Raw genomic sequence first — 19,196 nt, 5'->3', positions numbered from 1 at the left:
TTCATACTTAACGCCACTTTTATTGATCGTAACAAGCTACAAAAGTGGTGTCATACTGGATAGAGTGATGATTACAGAAGCTTACGCCTGATCAATAGTCATCATGGTAACGAAAAAAGACAACCATAAATTTCTGATGAACAAGTATCAAAAACAAAATTGAACGACTAAAAACAGAATGTATTGATTATCGTCAACTAAATAAAAAGTCAAAGAACGATCATCAATTGAAGTAATGTAAATAATTAGCCGGAGGATAAAGATATGAAAGTGATTTTTTCTTGTTTGTTGGCGACAGGGTTACTTTTTTCGCTAACAGGTTGTGGTAATGGAGATAAAAATGAGGCATCGATCGATTCGATTAGTGCGGAAACAACGACTAAAGCGAAGGATTCTTCTAACGAAGGACAAAGTATTTTTAAGGGTGAAATTGAAAGTATTGATGATTCAGTCGATGATACCATTCAAATCAAAGTGGTCAATGTAGATGAAATCGAAGACCCCGAGAATATTGGAACCTCTTTTGATAATGATGGTGTAACACTAAATGTTTCGAATGATCAATTAGTCGGAGGTAAGGAATCTTTTCAAAAAGGTGACGAGATCAAGTTTACTTTAAAAGAAAAACCAATTATGACAATGTCAATCCCTCCGCAAATTCCTGGTAATTCGATCGTTGAGGTAAGAGTTATTGAATAGTCAGTGTTAAACGTTTCGTAAAAGCAAATAGCTCATCAGGAGATTTGAAATTTTTCTTTTTCAAATCTCCTTCATTTATAGGGAAAATGTTATAATGAGGGGGAAGGAGTGAAGGTATGAACCACTTAGATTTATCGAAACGCTTAGCATTAGTGGGAGAACATGTCCCAACAGGAGCGTTTTTAGCAGATATTGGCTCTGACCACGCTTACTTGCCAGTTGCATTAATGTTAAAGGATAAAATTGAATTTGCTGTAGCTGGCGAAGTGGTGAAAGGCCCTTATGAGTCAGCAAAAAAGCAAGTACAGAAAAATGGTTTAGAAAAGCGGATCGTTGTTCGTTTAGCTAACGGATTAGATGCGATTGAGCCAACAGATCAGATCAATGCGATCACGATTGCTGGTATGGGTGGGGCTTTGATTCGAGATATTTTAGAAGCAGGCGCCAAACAGCATCGTTTAACAGGGAAGGAGCGTTTGATTCTCCAACCAAATATTGGCGAGCAAGCAGTGAGAAAATGGTTGCAAGATAATCACTATCAAATCATTGCAGAAGAGATTTTAGAGGAAAACAAAAAAATCTATGAAATCATTGTAGCTGAAAAAACACCGACGAAGCATATCTATAATGAGGAAGAGATTCTGTTTGGTCCATTTTTATTGCAAGGAAAAACAGTGGTCTTCCAAAAGAAATGGCAAAGAGAATTAAAACAAAGACAAGCGATTTTAAAACAATTGGCACAAGCACAGAACCAAGAAGAACGTGTTGAAGCGATAAAAAAAGAAATCCAGATGATCGAGGAGGTTTTAGCTTAATGGCGATCAACGGTAATGAATTTATTCGCAAATTTGAAGAATATTGTCCTCAATGGTTGGCTGAAGAAGGAGATCCTGTGGGGCTACACCTCGGAACATTAAATAAACCGATTCAACGCATAATGATGACGTTAGATGTTCGTCCAGAAGTTGTGCAAGAAGCCATCGAAAAAAAGATTGATTTGTTAATTGCTAAACATCCTCCCATATTTCGACCAATTAAACGATTAACAACGGATCATCCACAAGAAAAAATGTATGCTGATTTATTAAAACATGATATTTCTGTCTATGCAGCACATACCAATATGGATATTATCGAGGATGGATTGAATGATTGGTTTTGTGAAGCATTAGGAATCAATGTCGAAAATTATTTGTTAAAGACACATACAAGGCATTACAAAAAACTAGCTGTTTATGTACCGATCGAAGACGCTGACAAATTACGTAAGGCTTTAGCTGAGGCTGGTGCGGGTGAACAAGGTCATTACGATCATACAAGTTTTACCAGTATTGGCGAAGGTCGTTTTCGACCGAATGAACAGGCACATCCCGCAATTGGTAAAAACGGTCAACTAGAAAAGGTAGAAGAAGCTAAAGTGGAAGTGATTTTTCCTGAAGACCGTGAGGAAAAAGTGTTATCAGCTATGTATCGTGTCCATCCTTATGAAGAAGTAGCATTTGATTTGTTTTCAATTGACGAACCGACTCAAACCTGGGGGATCGGTCGAATCGGAGAATTACCAGAAGCGCTTGATTTAGATACCTTTGTATCTAAAGTAAAAGAAGTCTTCCAATTAGAAGGGCTACGAGTTGTTCGTCTAACTCATACAAATAGCACTGTTAAAAGAATCGCCATTTGTGGTGGTAGCGGCGAAAAGTTCTATCCTTACGCATTAGCTCAAAAAGCGGATGTTTATATTACTGGAGATATCTATTACCACACAGCTCAAGATATGCAAAGTGCAGGCTTGATTGCGATTGATCCAGGTCATTATATTGAATCTTTATGTAAAGAAAAGTTTGTCGAAAAATTTGAGAAATGGAAACAAGAAGAAAATTGGACCGTTGATTTCTTTGTTTCAGAAACGGATACGAACCCATTTCAATTTAACTAAAGGAGAGCTGTTGTATGTACGAAAATCTTTTACCACGTTTTTTACGCTATGTTAAGACTGAAACCAGATCTGATGAAAGTAGTCAAACGACTCCTTCGACACAAACACAAGTCGCTTTTGCGCAAGTCTTAAAAAAGGAATTAGAAGATTTAGGACTAACCAATGTATTTTACAATGAAGAAAATGGATTTGTTATAGGAACATTGCCAAGTAACATTGAAAAGAAAGTTCGCTCGATCGGTTTCATTGCCCACATGGATACCGCAGATTTCAATGCAGTAAATGTTAATCCACAAATCATTGAGAACTACGATGGGGAATCAACGATTGTTCTAGATAGTGAAGAACATTATACATTAAATACCAAAGACTTCCCTAATTTGAAAAACTACGAAGGACACACATTGATCACAACTGATGGCAGTACGTTGTTAGGTGCGGACGATAAAGCTGGGATCGCTGAAATTATGACCGCAATGGAAATTCTGCTGAAAAACCCAACTATCCCTCATGGTGAGATCAAAGTAGCTTTTGGACCAGATGAAGAGATTGGGGTAGGAGCAGATAAATTTGATATCCAGCAGTTTGATGTTGATTTTGCCTATACCGTTGATGGTGGACCTTTAGGCGAATTACAATATGAAACATTCAGCGCAGCTCAGGCTAATATTTCAATTCAAGGAAAAAATGTCCATCCTGGTACAGCCAAAGATACGATGATCAATGCATTACAATTAGCCATAGACTTCCATAATCAACTACCAGCAGATGAAGTCCCAGAAAAAACGACAGGTTATGAAGGGTTCTTCCATTTGATGGGATTAAATGGAAATGTCGAAGAAGCAACTATGAGTTATATTATCCGTGACCACGATCGAGAAAAATTTGAAGCACGGAAAGCGAAAATTAGTGAAATACAAGAAAAACTAAATAGTCGCTTCGATCAGACACGTGTGAAAGTTGATATGTATGATCAGTACTATAATATGCGAGAAATTATTGAAAAAGATATGAGCATTGTTGAATTAGCAAAACAAGCGATGATCGATTTAGAAATCGAGCCTGTGATTGAACCAGTACGAGGTGGAACAGATGGATCGAAAATTTCTTATCTAGGCATTCCAACGCCTAATTTGTTCGCAGGTGGAGAAAATATGCACGGCCGATTTGAGTTTGTTTCTCTTCAAGTGATGGAAAAAGCAACAGATGTGATTGTAAAAATTGCAGAATTGAATACAAACGTATAAAATCAAATAGGAACGTGGATGGATCAAGTAAGTGAACGAAGTGGATCTATCCTTTTAGCTGGGGGTGGGCGTATTCCAACAATGGAACGTCTGACCCCTTGGTTTTTGTGTAAAAATGGGAGGAAGAAAGAAATGGAAAAATTGCTAGTTTTTTATAATCAAAGCTCAGGACAAGATGAAGGTGAAAAATTAGCAAGCTGGTTTAAAGAATATGCCTTAAAGAAACGACCAGAACTAATCATCAATCTAACGGAAACAGGTCCTTCGATCAAGCATGAGACATTAGTCAAAAAAGCTGAAGAAACGCACGCAGATACCTTAATCGTAATCGGAGGCGATGGTACGATCCATCATATTGTACAGGCTTTTCAAGATAAACTTGAGCATTATCAAGTAGGACTACTACCAGGAGGAACAATCAATAATTTAGCCCGTGTTCTCGGTATTCCATTAGAAAAGGAAAAAGCTGCAGACATTATCTTAGAGGGACAAATCCGTCAAATCGATTATGGAAAAGTCAATGATGAAGTCATTATCTCAACTTTAACGATCGGTATATTGGCAGATACAGCTGTTTGGATCAGTCAAAAAGAAAAGCAAAAATATGGTTCTTGGATTTTTATCAAACGGTTCATCAAGTTATTATTAAAAAAGAGAAAGTATCATTTAGATATCAAAACAGAAAAAGAACATTGGCGAGGAAAAACACAATTATTGACAGTCACAATGTCTAACTCAGTAGGTGGTTATACGAATTTTGATGATTCAGCTTCACCCGATGATGGTATGTTTCATGTCACAATCATCCCATCTTTAGATATTTTTCGATTTGTTTTTTATTTGCCTCGTTTAATCAAAGGAAAAATTTACTCTGTCCCAGGTATCAATTATTTGACTGCTAGTCAAATCAATATCCAAGCACGGGAGAAATCAGTTGGTACTCGTACAGATGGTGATACGACAGATAATCTGCCTATCGAATTAGTCGTAGTCAAAAAAGGGTTGTCGGTCTTTGCTCCCAAAGAAGAGCAAAAATGATGTGCTAGAGGTGGAGGGAAACACGTATGGAAGCTTTACTACACAATCCTTTGTGGTTTTATTTAGTGATTGTCAATTTATATTTATTTTGTTTGATGGGTTACGATAAGTATCAAGCAAAAAAAGGCGGTTGGCGCGTTCCAGAAAATAATTTGATTTTTGTTAGTTTATTAGGCGGTGGAATTGGGGGATTAATTTCTCGTAAAGTATTCCATCATAAAACGAGAAAAAAGAAATTTACAGTAGGATTTGTACTGGGTGTATTGGTGGATTTACTGTTGATTTATTTTTTTCATTAAGGAGTAATTGATGGCGACAAAAGGTGCAAAAACGAAAATAGCGTTAAATCTATTCTTATTGATTGGAATTTTTGCCATTATTTATTATTTGATCAACCAATCTTTTGCAGATATTTTCGCTGAATTGCTGTCTACAAGCTTTATCGTTCTGGTAGCGGCATTCTTGTTAGGAACGATCTATCAGGTGGCAGAAGGGCGTTCAATCAAAGAGATTGCCCAGCCTTTCGAACCAACATTTTCCACTTGTGATGGTTTTTGGACATCTTGCTATATTGCATTTTATCGAATCGTTTCATTTGGAACAGGCACTTTGATTTCAGAAATTTATTTTTATAATAAAAAAGGAATGAAATACTCACAAGGTGCAGGTGTCACTGCGTTGCATATGATTATGTATAAATTAGCCGTGATTACCTATGCGATCATTGGTTTGATCATCCAGTTCTCTCTATTTTATTCCAAAGGACCAAACATGATCTGGTTCATTATTGCTGGCATTATTTTAACTGGGGTGATCATTGCCTTTTTATTGATGGTCTCAATGAGTCTGAATCTACAAATTTTCTTTATGAGTATCTCAAACAAACTGTTTCGAAGTGAACGCATCAGAGGTTGGGTAGATACATGTAATACACAAATCTATTCGTTGAGAGAAACTGTCCAGACAATTGTCAAAGATCGAACAGCTCTATTACGCATCTATTTTTGGAATATGGTCAAACTTATTTTTTGGTATATCATGCCCTATCTCTTTTTGGTTGAAAACCATCCCACGATCGACTTTCTCTTGACCTTTTCATTTATCAGTTTTGCGGTAGTTTTATCTGGTGTCATCCCTACCCCAGCTGGAATCGGTTCATTTGAATTTGTCTATCTGTTGTTATTCAGACCACTTGTGGGAACCGTAGATGCTTTTTCTTCTTTATTACTGTATCGGTTTAGCTCATTTATCTTACCTTTTATTTATGGGTTATTCTACGTGATTGCTGATCGTCGAAAGGTAATCAAACAAGAGATCCAAGATGTTAAAAACAATAAAAAATAATCAAATTGACCATTACAGCAATTGTATTGAGTCATATTATTAGATCCAAAACACAACAGTAAGTCCATCCAAGAGGCCTCTGTTGTGTTTTTTTTGATCACTTATTTTCGATAAAATAAGCGAGGTTATCTTTTGACCAAGACTGACCAAAGAGGTATAATGTTTATTGGAACGAGATGTATCATATTGAATATTGAAATTTTATATTCAGGAGGTAAGTAAAATGAACATTGAAAAAATGACAACCACGCTTCAAGAAGCGATTGCTGAAGCGCAACAAATCGCTGTCACAAGAAAACATCAAGAAATTGATATTGCGCATTTGTGGAAGATTTTTTTACAACCAAACCATTTTGGGCGCAATCTATACACTGATGCGGGAATGGATGTTGATACGTTTGAAAAGGAAGTAGATCGTGTATTAGATGAATATCCCACAGTTTCAGGGGGAAACGTCCAATATGGTCAGAATCTAAGCCAAAATCTATTCCGTTTATTAAATGAAGCAGACCAGTTAAGAGAAAGTTTTGGCGATGAATTTCTTTCAACAGAGATTGTAATTTTAGCCTTGATGAAATTGAAAAATTATCCATTGACAGTTTATTTGACCAAAAATGGTTTATCAGAAAAAGAGTTACGTAAAAATATCGAAGACATGAGAGGAGGAGAAAAGGTGACATCTAAAAATCAAGAAGAACAATACAAAGCATTAGAAAAATACGGCGTTGATCTTGTTCAACAAGTCAGAAGCGGGAAAATGGATCCAATCATTGGACGTGATGAAGAAATTCGGGATGTTATCCGTATCTTATCTCGTAAAACCAAGAATAATCCAGTATTGATTGGTGAACCTGGTGTCGGTAAAACAGCAATTGTAGAAGGGTTAGCACAACGTATCGTACGAAAAGACGTGCCAGAAAACTTGAAAGATAAAACGATCTTTTCATTAGACATGGGGGCATTGATTGCTGGTGCTAAATTCCGTGGTGAATTTGAGGAACGATTAAAAGCTGTGCTGAAAGAAGTCAAGAAAAGTGATGGACGAATCATCTTATTTATTGATGAAATCCATAATATCGTTGGTGCAGGGAAAACTGAAGGCAGCATGGATGCTGGAAATTTATTGAAACCAATGCTTGCTCGAGGTGAATTGCATTTAATCGGTGCTACTACATTAGATGAATATCGTCAATATATGGAAAAAGATAAAGCATTAGAACGACGTTTCCAAAAAGTCTTAGTCAAAGAACCGACAGTAGAAGATACAATCAGTATCTTACGAGGATTGAAAGAACGTTTTGAGATTCATCATGGAGTCAACATTCATGATAATGCATTAGTCGCTGCTGCAACTTTATCTGACCGTTATATCACAGACCGCTTTTTACCAGATAAAGCAATTGATTTGATCGATGAAGCAAGTGCAACGATCCGAGTAGAAATGAACTCTATGCCGACTGAGCTAGACCAAGTGACTCGTCGCTTGATGCAATTAGAGATCGAAGAAGCAGCATTGAAAAAAGAATCAGACGATGCAAGTAAAAAACGTTTGAAAAATCTACAAGAAGAGTTAGCTGATCTTCGTGAAGAAGCAAACTCGATGAAAATGCAATGGGAAACAGAAAAACAAGAAGTCAATAGTGTTTCTTCTAAACGTGCGGAAATCGATAAAGCCAAACATGAATTAGAAGACGCAGAAAACAACTATGATTTAGAACGGGCAGCTGTCCTACGTCATGGAACGATTCCTCAATTAGAAAAAGAATTAAAGGAATTGGAAGCAAAAGCTAAAGACAGTGAAATCAAAATGGTTCAAGAATCAGTCACTGAAAACGAAATTGCGCAAGTGGTTGGACGTTTAACTGGTATCCCAGTCACAAAATTAGTGGAAGGGGAACGAGAAAAACTAATCAAGCTCAACGAAACATTGCATAAACGTGTGATTGGACAAGATGAAGCAGTAGATGCAGTCAGTGATGCGGTCATTCGCTCTCGAGCAGGATTGCAAGATCCAAACCGCCCACTAGGTTCTTTCTTATTCTTAGGACCAACCGGAGTTGGGAAAACAGAATTAGCGAAAGCTTTAGCAGAAAACTTATTTGATTCTGAAGAACACATGGTGCGGATCGATATGAGTGAGTATATGGAGAAACATGCCGTATCTCGTTTGGTTGGGGCTCCTCCAGGCTATGTTGGCTATGAAGAAGGCGGACAATTGACGGAAGCCGTTCGCAGAAATCCTTATACGATCGTTTTACTCGATGAAATCGAAAAAGCCCATCCAGATGTCTTCAATATCTTGTTACAAGTATTAGATGATGGACGTTTAACTGATTCTAAAGGACGTGTGGTTGACTTCAAAAATACCGTTCTTATCATGACCAGCAACATTGGTTCTCAACTGTTATTAGAAGGAGTGTCAGCAGATGGCACTATCCCTGAAGAAGTGGAAGAACAAGTAAGAACGATCCTTCGAGGTCATTTCAAACCAGAATTCTTAAATCGAATCGATGATACGATTTTATTCACACCATTAAGTCTTGAAAATGTGAAAGGAATCGTTGATAAAATGGTGGCACAATTGGCAAAACGATTGGATTATCAAGAAATTCATCTAACAATCAGCGACGAAGCCAAAACATGGATCGCTGAAAATGCCTACGAACCAGCATACGGGGCTCGACCATTGAAACGCTTTATTACGAAAGAAGTAGAAACACCATTAGCCAAAGAAATCGTAGCAGGACACATCTTACCAAAATCTAAAGTAACGATTACCTTGCTAGCAGAGAAACTTCATTTCCAAACGGAAGAACTTGAAGACACGGAAGAGTAAAGAAACGGTAAGCTTTCGCAAGAAAACGGGTGTTGGCAAACAGTAGAATCGATCAAATGTTTAGTTGAGCCACACACCATCTAAGCTCAAAAAAAACAATAAAGTTAGGTCAACCACCTAGCTTTATTGTTTTTTTGTAATTTAGTCATAAGTCTGAAAAAATCATTCATAAAATAAGTTGATCTCAATCGTTATTTCCAAGTTCATCTACTCATAAGGTAATGTTTTTATTCCCTATATAAATAGGAGTGGGCAGGTAAATATCTTCTTTGTTCCCATCATTTTAACCCTTATCAATAAGTACAATTTTCATTGGGAATGGTAACAAAATAACCGTAAGGGTTGATGATAAGAAATAAGTGGGTGAGACAAAATGAGATGCCACCTAACCATTGACGTTTTCACGCACAATTTTTAGGAAGCATCTCATTTTTGTCACAATTCTTTAATGTGATATTTTTTTTGCTCTATTTCAAAATTTTCAACCGATAATTTTCAAAATAATCACGATTGTTTCTTCCTTGGGTCCAAGCAAAGATTCCCATGACCAATGCACCAATCGTATTTGTGAATAAATCACCCATCGTGTCCATCAAAGCAGCTCGTCCGACAAATAAGGTGCCATCTGAAGCGGCAAACCGTTGGAGATTCATTCCTAAGAATTGATCACAGAGAAATTCCCAAAATTCCCAAAACACGCCGCAGAGGCCAGCAAAGGCAAAACCAAACAGTAAAAACAACCATGGACTAGTCTTCGCAATTGGTGCATCTTTCAATAATAAGCCGATCAATCCGTAACCTAGGGCAGTCAACACCATAGGACTAACGGCGTGTAAAATTTTATCCCAGAATGAAATGATACTGATCAAATGCATACCGGTACCTAAGAACACGGAAATAAACAAGAAAAACCAATAAAATAAAACAATGGCATCTGGAACGTATAATTTTGCGATCTTTCTAACGATCTGAGGGAGAAAAATCAATAGAATCCCAGCTAAAGATTCGATGATGAAAGTAACTCCCTGAGTAGTTGAATATTTTTTAGTGATAAATTCATAAAGGTTATAACAAACCACAAACACACCAAAAGCAACAAGTGCAAGTTGGATTTTTTTCATTGTCTTATTCATGGCTCAAACCTCCATCTAAGTAAGTCTTTACTTGACTGAGTAACGCTTCTTCACTAGTTACGAGAGCGCCATTTAGCTTGATTAACCCAATTGTATAAAGATTTAAATAATGGAATTGGTTTTCAGCTACTTCTTGTAAAGCAGCAATTTTTTGCGGGTGGGTACCGCCTTGTTGCCGACTATCTGTATACAATCCAATGACAGGAATCCCTTTAGCATAGGCAACACCAATTTCGGATGCAACACCAGGATCAATGGTCAAACCATCTAATAGTGCAATCATCAAATCACTTTCCAACACCTTTTCTGTATCGGCTAAAGCAATCATCTGACTATCAGCATAGGCTGTTTTATCATTGATCGCTTCGTTTTCTTGCGGAAGATAAATGGTTAATTCATTGGAAAGACTCCTGATTTCTTCTACAAGTTTCGCATTATATAATAAGTCACTTTTTGCAAAAAGTGGTGCAGCAAAATAAATATTCATTTTCATCGTCCTTTTCTTAGAAATAGTCACTGAAATAAGCTTCCATATTTGGAAGAATCAATTCAAGTGTTTTAAGTGTTTCATCATCCGTTTTGATTCGTTCGATCCTTGCAAGATAAGAAGGGCGACGATAATTCATCATCAAACAACTTAATGTTTGAATGGACAACTGGACCGATTGTCCGACAGGTTCGTCCACGACATCCAATTGTCCGTCTTCGTTCCAGACCAACCCAAAAACACCATTGTTCCATGAGGCGATAGGGTCCTCGACAATAAAGTGAAAAGGTTTCGCAGTAGAAACGAAGGGGAATTGCTTCAGAAACTCTTTGACATCTACGATTCTCGCCATGTAATAAGGCTCGATCTGTTCTTTTATTTGACTATCTTCGATCAAGAAAGCCAGTGGTTCATTTTTGTAGATATCACCGTGAACCCAGTAAACCATTGAAAAGTGTGCTGAAATAAAATTCCATAAACCATTCCGAGCTTCTTGATTCAAGTAAAACATCTCTTTAACATGGAAAATTTCTTCAGCGACCCAATAAAATAAAACACCAATTGGTTCATGCTCTTTCCTATAGTAGATCGCAGCTGTCCGTTCCTCTTTATTTTCAAATCGCCAATATTCTTCCCAATGAAATTGGCTACGAAACAAAGCACCGTGATTTTGAGCCGCAAACTTCTGATACACTCGGTAAACATCTGGATGATCTACTGGTAATCGTTCAACCATTCCATCCACAGGAACATTCTTCGGTAATTGGGTATCACGAATTTTAAATGTCAACTTATCAGACATGATTTCCCAACCCTTGCGTCGATAATAAGGCACGCTATAGGGATAAAGATAAGAGATCCATTGTTTGTTTTTGCGCATATTATCTAACGCAACCAAGATCAAATCTTGCATCAATCCATGATTTGCATATTCAGGATACGTTCCGACACCGGTAACGCCACCCATTTTGTATGGTTTACCGTGGATGTTGACTTCACATGGATAGATCGCAATTTGAGAAATCAATTTGTTATGGTGGAACCAGCCAAATACTTCCGATAGTTCCAAAATTGGGCGCTTGGAGCGAATAAATGCCCCTTTGCTTTCAAAACCACTTTCTTCGATGTCTGCTTCTGTTACTTGAAAGACATAAGACAATAACTCATTGAATTGATCAACATCTTTTTCAGTAACAGGTTTTAATTCAAGATTTTCTCTGAAATCTTTTTCATCCATTCTTTCATCTCCAATTATTTACTTGTTATTAGTATAGCAAATTTTCATAAAAAAAACTTCTAAAGCTGACTAGGTAAAAAGTCTTTAAATTCATGCTTTTCATTGATATAATGAGAGGTGCTGATTAAACGAAAAGAGGAGACGCTATGGATATAAAAAAAATGAAACAACGACAAGAGCAAATTCGAAATTTTTCGATCATTGCTCATATCGACCATGGAAAATCAACGCTGGCCGATCGTATTCTGGAAAAGACGAACACTGTGACGTCTCGTGAAATGCAGGATCAGCTATTAGACTCAATGGATCTAGAGCGTGAACGTGGAATCACGATTAAATTAAATGCTGTCGAATTGAATTATACAGCCAAAAATGGCGAAACCTATATTTTCCATCTAATCGACACCCCTGGGCACGTCGATTTCACTTATGAAGTATCAAGGAGTTTAGCAGCCTGTGAAGGTGCGGTATTAGTTGTTGATGCGGCACAGGGAATCGAGGCTCAAACATTAGCAAATGTTTACTTAGCTTTGGATAATGATCTGGAAATTTTGCCAGTCATCAATAAAATCGATCTTCCAGCTGCTGATCCAGAACGTGTACGTCAAGAAATCGAAGATGTTATCGGAATCGATGCCAGTGAGGCAGTTCTGGCTAGTGCTAAAGCAGGAATTGGGATTGAAGAAATACTTGAACAAATCGTTGAATATGTACCAGCCCCATCTGGCGAGCTGGATGCCCCTTTGAAAGCATTGATCTTTGATTCCGTGTACGATAGTTATCGAGGAGTCGTTCTGAATGTTCGAATCACAGACGGCATGGTCAAACCAGGCGATAAAATCAAATTGATGAGTAACGGCAAAACATTTGATGTGACAGAAGTGGGAGTCTTTTCACCAAAAGCTGTTGCTAGAGATTTCTTGATGGTCGGTGATGTAGGGTATATCACGGCAAGCATCAAAACGGTCCAAGACACACGAGTAGGGGACACAGTTACGTTGGCAGATAATCCAGCAGAAGAAGCGCTACCTGGATACCGTAAAATGAATCCAATGGTTTACTGTGGATTATATCCAATTGATACTTCCCGCTACAATGATTTGCGTGAAGCACTTGAAAAATTACAACTAAACGACGCAGCACTACAGTTTGAACCTGAAACCTCACAAGCCCTTGGCTTTGGCTTCCGTTGTGGATTCTTAGGTTTATTACACATGGATGTAGTCCAAGAACGTTTGGAACGTGAGTTCAACTTAGAGTTGATCACAACGGCACCTTCTGTAATTTATCATGTGAATAAAACAGATGGTTCTATGACAGTCGTCGATAACCCGGCAGATTTTCCAGAACCAGTAACGATTCAAGATGTTGAAGAACCTTTTGTGAAGGCACAAATCATGGTTCCAAATGATTTCGTCGGTGCAGTGATGGAATTATCCCAAAGAAAACGTGGAGAATTCATCACAATGGATTATTTAGATGATTATCGAGTGAATGTCGTTTATAATATTCCGCTTTCTGAAATCGTTTTTGACTTTTTCGATAAACTAAAATCCAGTACGAAAGGCTATGCTTCCTTGGATTATGAAATGTCCGGTTATCAAAAGAGCAAGTTAGTAAAAATGGATATTTTATTAAATGGAGAAAAAGTCGATGCGTTAAGTTTCATCGTTCACCGAGATTTTGCTTATGAACGAGGAAAAGCAATCGTTGAAAAACTGAAAAAACTAATTCCACGTCAACAATTTGAAGTGCCGATCCAAGCAGCTATCGGACAAAAAATCGTTGCTCGTTCAGATATCAAAGCATTACGTAAAAACGTCTTAGCAAAATGTTATGGTGGAGATGTCTCACGGAAACGCAAACTTCTTGAAAAACAAAAAGAAGGAAAGAAACGAATGAAACAAATCGGTAGCGTCGAAGTCCCACAAGAAGCCTTCATGGCTGTTCTGAAAATGGACGACCAGGATAACGCGAAATAGCTTGTTTTCAACGGAAAACCCTATTAAATCAATCTTTTCGAGTAGCGCAAAATTCGTGATTTACCCGTTTAAAAAAGTTTAAACTGTCATACGGTTGTCACGACTTAACAAAAAAGGACAAAAAAGGAATAATTTCCTTGAAGGTTTTTACTTGTCAGCGTATGATGAAAGCATCTCATAAGGAGGTGCTTTTTTCATGCAAACAAATAAAGATGAGTTAATCAAAATGGGAAAGCATTTAAAAGAAGCTAGGTTATCTAAGCAATTAACTCAAGAAGAACTGGCAAGATTATCAAATATATCACAAGCTACAATCGTAAAATATGAAAATGGATTACGAAGTATATCTAAAAAAAACGATAGAATTTTGAGTGATGTTCTCGGTGTTGAATCATTTATTAAAGATATGACTCAAAGAAAACAACAAGTATTGATTGATTTAGAAAAATATCAAACTACCAATAATTTTTCTCGTGAGGAATTATCTAAGAAGTTAGGAATCGAAATATCTCTTCTAAATAAATTTTTAAATCAAAGTCGACCATTGTCAAAAAATGCAATAGTGAAAATCACTCAGTTATTGTCTAACGATGGGAAAGAGGTTTTGATGGATATAAAACAAGATGACGGTTCGTTTAAATTACCCATCGTCGATAAAATAGCGATGGGAAAACGAATCCAAGAGATTCGGAAAAATAGAGGTGAAACACTGGAAAAATTTGGTAAGAACTTTACTCGACCAGCAGGTAAGAATGTTGTGAATAGATGGGAAAAAGGTGTGAACATTCCTGATATTGAAAGATTAATGAATGTTGCCTATCTTGGGAAAGTGACTGTCCCTTATATTTTGTATGGGGTGACTTTTAGCAAAATGTTGAAAAGGGGGAATACGATTAACCAATTTGAAAAGTTGGATCCTTTCCGAATGGGACTAAGATTCAGGAAGATTCGAAGAGATTATCGTTTAGAAAGAGAAGACTTTGGAAAGTTTTTTTCACCGCCTATTACAAAATGGTCAATGGACAAATACGAGAACGGAAAAGATATCCCAAATACGGATCGCATTATTCAGTATGCCTATATAGGAAGAGTCTCTTTGGAGTTTTTGATATACGGTATCTGATAATTTTTGAAAAGAATAGTTTTAAACATTCGAGACATTCAGAGGTGGATGTCTCTTTTTTATTGCCCAAATGGGAAAGGAGATTAATTATATGAAAAAGCCGAGATTTAAAAATTGGCGATTATTTGCGACTTTGGCTCTATTAGGCCAAACAATTGGCGGAGCGATTGGTCCTACGATTGCTCTGGCCGATGAAATTACTCATCCACAAACGGTAACCGTAGAGCTTGATTTGGCACATCAATACGCTGTAGAAGGAACTTTCAGTGACGGCCGTCCAATGTCAGAAGTCACTGTTCCACATTATGCAGTGTACAATGGCGTGAAACAAGATATTTTCTGTATTGAACCAGGAGTGCCAATTTACAATGAATTCACTCCAGGCTATGAGAAAAATCCATTGCCGGATATACCGGAGAAAGCCAAATTAGTTTCCGTTTTATGGAAAAAAGCCGGCACAGATGTAGATACTCATATTGTGGCACAGAAGATGATCTGGCAAGAAGTTAACGGCTACACCCTTCACTCAATCAAACGTTCGGATGGTAGTGCCGTAAATATCCCAGCTATTGAAGCAAAAATTAACAAAGCAATCGCGAACTATCAGAAGAAACCAAGCTTCCATAATAGCACGGCTAAAACAGTGTTAGGTCAATCAACTACTGTAAGGGATACGAATAATTTGAATTTGTCAGAATTCGATGAAGTTGTGGAAAATACTGCAAACATTGATTATCGTGTCAATGGCAATCAGTTGGTCATCACCCCAAATGCCAATTCTAAAGAAAATGGTGTGCTGACGCTTAAGAAATCTGCTGGAACTGGAACACCGGTCGCCTATAAGATGGCTGGGCAACAAACCTTGATGGCCGGGGCGATTGATATACCGAACACTTACACGGTCAAAATTGATGTGGAAACTGAGGGTTCTTTAAAGATTAAAAAAATTGATAAAGAATCAGGTGCTATTGTACCAGGAACGGTTTTCCATTTAGACTTTGGAAAAACTTTGCCTGCAAAAGACGTGACTACTGACAAAGAAGGGATTGCGACCTTAGATGGAATTCCTCATGGTACAAAAGTAACCATTACTGAAAAATCAGTGCCGGCGCCTTATACGATTGATTCCACACCTATGACTGCTATGATTAAAGCAGGTGAAACCATTTCTGTGACTTCAAAAAATACGAGAGAAAAAGGTCAAATCATTCTGGATAAAACCGGAGTTGAAACAGGGAGTGATCTTTGGAATGACAACTATTCTTTAGATGGAAATACGTTTGCCATTCGCAAGGGCAGTCCAACTGGTGAAATCATTCAAGAAATGACCACGGATGAAAACGGTCATGCAGAAACACCAAAAGAGATTGCCAATGCGTTGGAATTGGGAACCTATTATGTGACTGAAACCAAAGTATCTAATGGCTTCGTGAATACCTTCGAACCCGTAAAAGTCGAATTGAAGTATGCCAATCAAACCGTGGCCCTTGTGACCAGTAATGTAAAAGGACAAAACCAAGAAATTACTGGTGAAACCACTTTGACGAAAGAAGACAAAGATACTGGTAATGAGACTCAAGGGAAAGCTGAGTTTAAAGGAGCTGAATATACTCTCTTTACTGCAATAGATGGTCAAGCTGTTAAATGGGGTGAGGCTTTTGAACCAGAATTAGTGAAAGGAACGAAGGCTTCTGATGAAACGGTGACTTTGACTTTAGATGAAAAGAATCAAGCTGCCGTTAAACACTTAGCCATCAACGAGTACTACTGGCAAGAAACCAAAGCGCCTGAAGGATATACCTTAGATGAAACAAAGTATCCTGTATCCATCAAAAAGGTGGATGATAGCGAAAAAAATGCCGTGATTACCCGAGATGTTACGGCAAAAGAACAAGTGATTCGCTTTGGGTTTGATTTCTTCAAATTCGCCGGATCAGCCGCTGGCACTGCCGAAACTGGCTTCAATGACTTAACCTTTAAAGTGTCGCCATTGGAAGGAACCAATGAAATCACAGGCGCCGAAGATGAAGCGACCACCGCTTATAACGAGCAACTAGGTTTTGATGGCTACGGTAAATTTGAAAATCTTCCTTATGGTGATTATTTACTTGAAGAAGTAGAAGCACCAGAAGGATTTCAAAAGATTACACCACTAGAAATTCGTTCTATCTTTAAGGAAAACAAAGACAACTTTGTAAAGAGTGAGTATGTCTTTACCATTACTGAACAAGGTCAAAAACAACCGATTAAGACGGTGACCGTTCCTTACGAGAAGCTGACGAACAAAGAATTCTCCGTTAGTTTGAACCGTTTAATGCTTTATGATTTGCCTGAGGAAGAAGATAGCCTAACTTCCCTTGCGACTTGGAAAGACGGAGGCAAAGAATTGATTACCCTTGATTCTACCGAGCTAGTTGATAAATTGAGCTATAACTTGCATGAAATCAAAGAAGACTGGTATGTGGTAGCTCAGGCTATTGATGTGGGAGCCACAAAAACTGCCCAAGAAAAAGATGAAAAAGCCAAACCAGTGATAATTGCCGAAACAACCGCCACTTTGGTGAATAAAGAGAAAACTGGAACTTGGGAAATTCTGCATAAATTAACCGCCGAACAAGTTTTGGATAAAACTATTGTCTTATTCAACTATGTGTATGAAAACAAGAAAGCCTTTGAAGCGGGCGATGAGCCAGTGGCGAAGGATGCTAGTTTGAACAATCAAGCCCAAACTGTCAATTGTACAGTGGAACGTCATGTTTCCATCCAAACCAAAGCGCACCTAGAAGACGGTTCTCAGACCTTTACTCATGGTGACGTGGTGGATATGTTTGATGATGTATCCATTACCCATGATGTTCTGGATGGCTCAAAAGAAGCTTTTGAAACAATTCTGTATGCCTTATTACCAGATGGTACGAACAAAGAAATTTGGAAATCTGGCAAGATTGATTATGAAGTGAATGACAAAGAATTCACCAAAACCGTGCTTGCGGAAAAAGTGGATACAAGTAAATATCCAGAAGGTACAAGTTTTACCTTCAAAGAAATTAACTATGACAAAGATGGAAACATCAATGGAAAACACAATGAAGATTTGAAAGAAAAATCTCAAACCTTAACACCAAAAGAAGTGCCAACCAAACCGAGTACGCCAGAACAACCGGAAATGCTAACTGTTCCAAGCGACTCTCAAGAATCTAGTCCTACAGTGAAGACATTTCCTCAAACCGGTGAGAAAAATTCCAATGTGTTACTGTTCATTGGTTTTACTTTAATCTTTGCGACGGCTGGCTATTATTTCTGGAATCGCCGAAACTAAGGTGATGTGATGAAACCAGTAAATTATAAGAAACAACGTGCGCGACCGCCTCCTAAAAAAAGTGGTCGCGCTATTTTTGTATCCAAAACTAATAATGAAAAGAGGAAAAAAAGATGGAATTGAAATTTGTTGTGCCAAATATGGTTGAAACCTTTGGCAAGTTGAGTTACGCCGGTGAAGGTGAAATTTTAACAGAAGGATATGGGCGGAATACTACAGTAATTGGTCGTAGTTATCATTTGTATTCCAGTAAGCAACGAGCCGATGATATTGAAGTGGTGGTAGCTGCGGAAGCCGGAGAAAAGGATTTTGATCAAGATCAACCACTAAAAGCTGTAAATCCCCACTTGGTTGCCAAAGGGTATGAGATTGAGAATCGTGGGTTTACCGATTACGTGTTGTATGTCGATGATTTAGTGAAAGCATAGGAGGAAAAGAAGATGAGATTAACAGAAGGCATTGTTGTAGATTCAGGATTAACCTTTGGCAAGTTGCGTTTTTCCGCATTACGTCGGGAAGTACGCAAGCAAAATGAGGACGGAACGGTTAGTAACGAGGTAAAAGAACGGACCTATAATTTGAAATCCTCCGCTCAAGGTCGAATGATTCAAGTTAGTATCCCGGCAAATGTGCCCTTACGCGAGTTTGCCTATGACGCAGAGGTAGAGTTGGTCAATCCAATCGTGGATACCGTTGCCAATTATGTTTTTCGAGAAGGGACTACTGTTAATTGGTTCATTAAGGCAGACGATTTAGTTTTAAAACGACAACCAAATCAAGGAAATCCTACGAACCAAAATGAAGGAAAGAAATAG

The 19,196-nt window shown here is 37.9% G+C and carries 16 protein-coding genes; 13 read left to right on the top strand and 3 right to left on the bottom strand.

What is annotated here, in order from left to right; all coding sequences use genetic code 11:
• Window positions 1-264: 264 nt before the first annotated feature.
• The 8 genes from IGK91_RS07080 to clpB all read left to right on the top strand — a co-directional run bounded on the left by IGK91_RS07080 (window position 265) and on the right by clpB (window position 9,100).
• Window positions 265-699 (top strand): LptM family lipoprotein, encoded by a 435-nt coding sequence (locus IGK91_RS07080; protein ID WP_010737674.1) that lies wholly within the window; start codon window positions 265-267, stop codon window positions 697-699.
• A 116-nt stretch (window positions 700-815) separates the two neighbouring features.
• Complete coding sequence (locus IGK91_RS07075) at window positions 816-1,514, top strand: tRNA (adenine(22)-N(1))-methyltransferase (RefSeq protein ID WP_010719043.1); 699 nt, start codon at window positions 816-818, stop codon at window positions 1,512-1,514.
• Complete coding sequence (locus tag IGK91_RS07070) at window positions 1,514-2,635, top strand: Nif3-like dinuclear metal center hexameric protein (protein WP_181934309.1); 1,122 nt, start codon at window positions 1,514-1,516, stop codon at window positions 2,633-2,635. Before IGK91_RS07075 ends, IGK91_RS07070 begins: the two co-directional genes overlap by 1 nt.
• A 14-nt stretch (window positions 2,636-2,649) precedes the next feature.
• Window positions 2,650-3,882: a peptidase T gene (gene pepT / locus IGK91_RS07065; RefSeq protein WP_081123279.1), complete on the top strand. Its 1,233-nt coding sequence runs from the start codon at window positions 2,650-2,652 to the stop codon at window positions 3,880-3,882.
• Window positions 3,883-4,014: 132 nt separating this feature from the next.
• The gene (locus IGK91_RS07060; RefSeq protein WP_081123346.1) at window positions 4,015-4,920 is read left to right on the top strand and encodes a diacylglycerol/lipid kinase family protein; all 906 of its coding nucleotides are present in this window, start codon (window positions 4,015-4,017) and stop codon (window positions 4,918-4,920) included.
• A gap of 26 nt (window positions 4,921-4,946) precedes the next feature.
• Window positions 4,947-5,219 carry a DUF1294 domain-containing protein gene (locus IGK91_RS07055; protein WP_010719047.1) on the top strand — a complete coding sequence of 91 codons (273 nt, stop codon included), beginning with the start codon at window positions 4,947-4,949 and terminating at the stop codon, window positions 5,217-5,219.
• A gap of 10 nt (window positions 5,220-5,229) precedes the next feature.
• Window positions 5,230-6,264, top strand: coding sequence for a lysylphosphatidylglycerol synthase transmembrane domain-containing protein (locus IGK91_RS07050; RefSeq protein WP_010737670.1), 1,035 nt, complete (start codon window positions 5,230-5,232; stop codon window positions 6,262-6,264).
• Window positions 6,265-6,487: 223 nt separating this feature from the next.
• The gene (clpB, locus tag IGK91_RS07045; protein ID WP_010737669.1) at window positions 6,488-9,100 is read left to right on the top strand and encodes an ATP-dependent chaperone ClpB; all 2,613 of its coding nucleotides are present in this window, start codon (window positions 6,488-6,490) and stop codon (window positions 9,098-9,100) included.
• Between the two features lie 467 nt (window positions 9,101-9,567).
• Here clpB and IGK91_RS07040 read toward each other — a convergent pair whose 3' ends face one another.
• From IGK91_RS07040 to IGK91_RS07030, 3 genes are read right to left on the bottom strand one after another with little or no spacing between them, the layout of a single operon-like run.
• Window positions 9,568-10,233 (bottom strand): hypothetical protein, encoded by a 666-nt coding sequence (locus IGK91_RS07040; protein WP_010719050.1) that lies wholly within the window; start codon window positions 10,231-10,233, stop codon window positions 9,568-9,570.
• Window positions 10,226-10,720 (bottom strand): nucleoside 2-deoxyribosyltransferase, encoded by a 495-nt coding sequence (locus tag IGK91_RS07035; protein WP_010719051.1) that lies wholly within the window; start codon window positions 10,718-10,720, stop codon window positions 10,226-10,228. The genes IGK91_RS07040 and IGK91_RS07035 overlap by 8 nt, the downstream gene beginning before the upstream one ends.
• A 16-nt stretch (window positions 10,721-10,736) precedes the next feature.
• Window positions 10,737-11,957, bottom strand: a complete 1,221-nt coding sequence (locus tag IGK91_RS07030) for a GNAT family N-acetyltransferase (protein ID WP_081123278.1) — start codon at window positions 11,955-11,957, stop codon at window positions 10,737-10,739.
• Between the two features lie 146 nt (window positions 11,958-12,103).
• On the opposite strand from IGK91_RS07030, the gene lepA reads away from it, so the two are divergent.
• The 5 genes from lepA (at window position 12,104) to IGK91_RS07005 (ending at window position 19,196) form a co-directional block, all read left to right on the top strand.
• A complete protein-coding gene (gene lepA, locus IGK91_RS07025; RefSeq protein WP_081123277.1) occupies window positions 12,104-13,939 on the top strand; it encodes a translation elongation factor 4 in 1,836 nt (611 codons plus the stop codon).
• A 196-nt stretch (window positions 13,940-14,135) separates the two neighbouring features.
• Window positions 14,136-15,062: a helix-turn-helix domain-containing protein gene (locus tag IGK91_RS07020; RefSeq protein WP_181934307.1), complete on the top strand. Its 927-nt coding sequence runs from the start codon at window positions 14,136-14,138 to the stop codon at window positions 15,060-15,062.
• Between the two features lie 91 nt (window positions 15,063-15,153).
• Window positions 15,154-18,381, top strand: coding sequence for a fibrinogen-binding MSCRAMM adhesin Fss3 (fss3, locus tag IGK91_RS07015; protein ID WP_181934306.1), 3,228 nt, complete (start codon window positions 15,154-15,156; stop codon window positions 18,379-18,381).
• 113 nt (window positions 18,382-18,494) lie between these two features.
• A complete protein-coding gene (locus IGK91_RS07010) occupies window positions 18,495-18,809 on the top strand; it encodes a YdcP family protein (protein WP_075491072.1) in 315 nt (104 codons plus the stop codon).
• Window positions 18,810-18,821: 12 nt separating this feature from the next.
• The gene (locus IGK91_RS07005) at window positions 18,822-19,196 is read left to right on the top strand and encodes a YdcP family protein (protein WP_002335604.1); all 375 of its coding nucleotides are present in this window, start codon (window positions 18,822-18,824) and stop codon (window positions 19,194-19,196) included.

Origin of the sequence: Enterococcus sp. DIV1208 (genome assembly GCF_050530455.1) — a bacterium.
GTDB lineage: Bacteria > Bacillota > Bacilli > Lactobacillales > Enterococcaceae > Enterococcus_B > Enterococcus_B hirae.
The sequence above is the reverse complement of the archived record's forward strand: the minus strand, read 5'-3'. Positions and strand labels throughout refer to the sequence as shown.

What these genes read in the sequence shown, in the direction of transcription:
- lepA (WP_081123277.1), top strand. Translation starts at nt 12,104, where the DNA reads ATGGATATAAAAAAAATGAAACAACGACAAGAGCAAATTCGAAATTTT.
- IGK91_RS07070 (WP_181934309.1), top strand. Translation starts at nt 1,514, where the DNA reads ATGGCGATCAACGGTAATGAATTTATTCGCAAATTTGAAGAATATTGT.
- IGK91_RS07005 (WP_002335604.1), top strand. Translation starts at nt 18,822, where the DNA reads ATGAGATTAACAGAAGGCATTGTTGTAGATTCAGGATTAACCTTTGGC.
- IGK91_RS07075 (WP_010719043.1), top strand. Translation starts at nt 816, where the DNA reads ATGAACCACTTAGATTTATCGAAACGCTTAGCATTAGTGGGAGAACAT.
- IGK91_RS07035 (WP_010719051.1), bottom strand. Translation starts at nt 10,720, where the DNA reads ATGAATATTTATTTTGCTGCACCACTTTTTGCAAAAAGTGACTTATTA.
- IGK91_RS07020 (WP_181934307.1), top strand. Translation starts at nt 14,136, where the DNA reads ATGCAAACAAATAAAGATGAGTTAATCAAAATGGGAAAGCATTTAAAA.
- IGK91_RS07030 (WP_081123278.1), bottom strand. Translation starts at nt 11,957, where the DNA reads ATGGATGAAAAAGATTTCAGAGAAAATCTTGAATTAAAACCTGTTACT.
- pepT (WP_081123279.1), top strand. Translation starts at nt 2,650, where the DNA reads ATGTACGAAAATCTTTTACCACGTTTTTTACGCTATGTTAAGACTGAA.
- clpB (WP_010737669.1), top strand. Translation starts at nt 6,488, where the DNA reads ATGAACATTGAAAAAATGACAACCACGCTTCAAGAAGCGATTGCTGAA.
- IGK91_RS07010 (WP_075491072.1), top strand. Translation starts at nt 18,495, where the DNA reads ATGGAATTGAAATTTGTTGTGCCAAATATGGTTGAAACCTTTGGCAAG.
- IGK91_RS07050 (WP_010737670.1), top strand. Translation starts at nt 5,230, where the DNA reads ATGGCGACAAAAGGTGCAAAAACGAAAATAGCGTTAAATCTATTCTTA.
- IGK91_RS07060 (WP_081123346.1), top strand. Translation starts at nt 4,015, where the DNA reads ATGGAAAAATTGCTAGTTTTTTATAATCAAAGCTCAGGACAAGATGAA.
- IGK91_RS07040 (WP_010719050.1), bottom strand. Translation starts at nt 10,233, where the DNA reads ATGAATAAGACAATGAAAAAAATCCAACTTGCACTTGTTGCTTTTGGT.
- IGK91_RS07055 (WP_010719047.1), top strand. Translation starts at nt 4,947, where the DNA reads ATGGAAGCTTTACTACACAATCCTTTGTGGTTTTATTTAGTGATTGTC.
- IGK91_RS07080 (WP_010737674.1), top strand. Translation starts at nt 265, where the DNA reads ATGAAAGTGATTTTTTCTTGTTTGTTGGCGACAGGGTTACTTTTTTCG.
- fss3 (WP_181934306.1), top strand. Translation starts at nt 15,154, where the DNA reads ATGAAAAAGCCGAGATTTAAAAATTGGCGATTATTTGCGACTTTGGCT.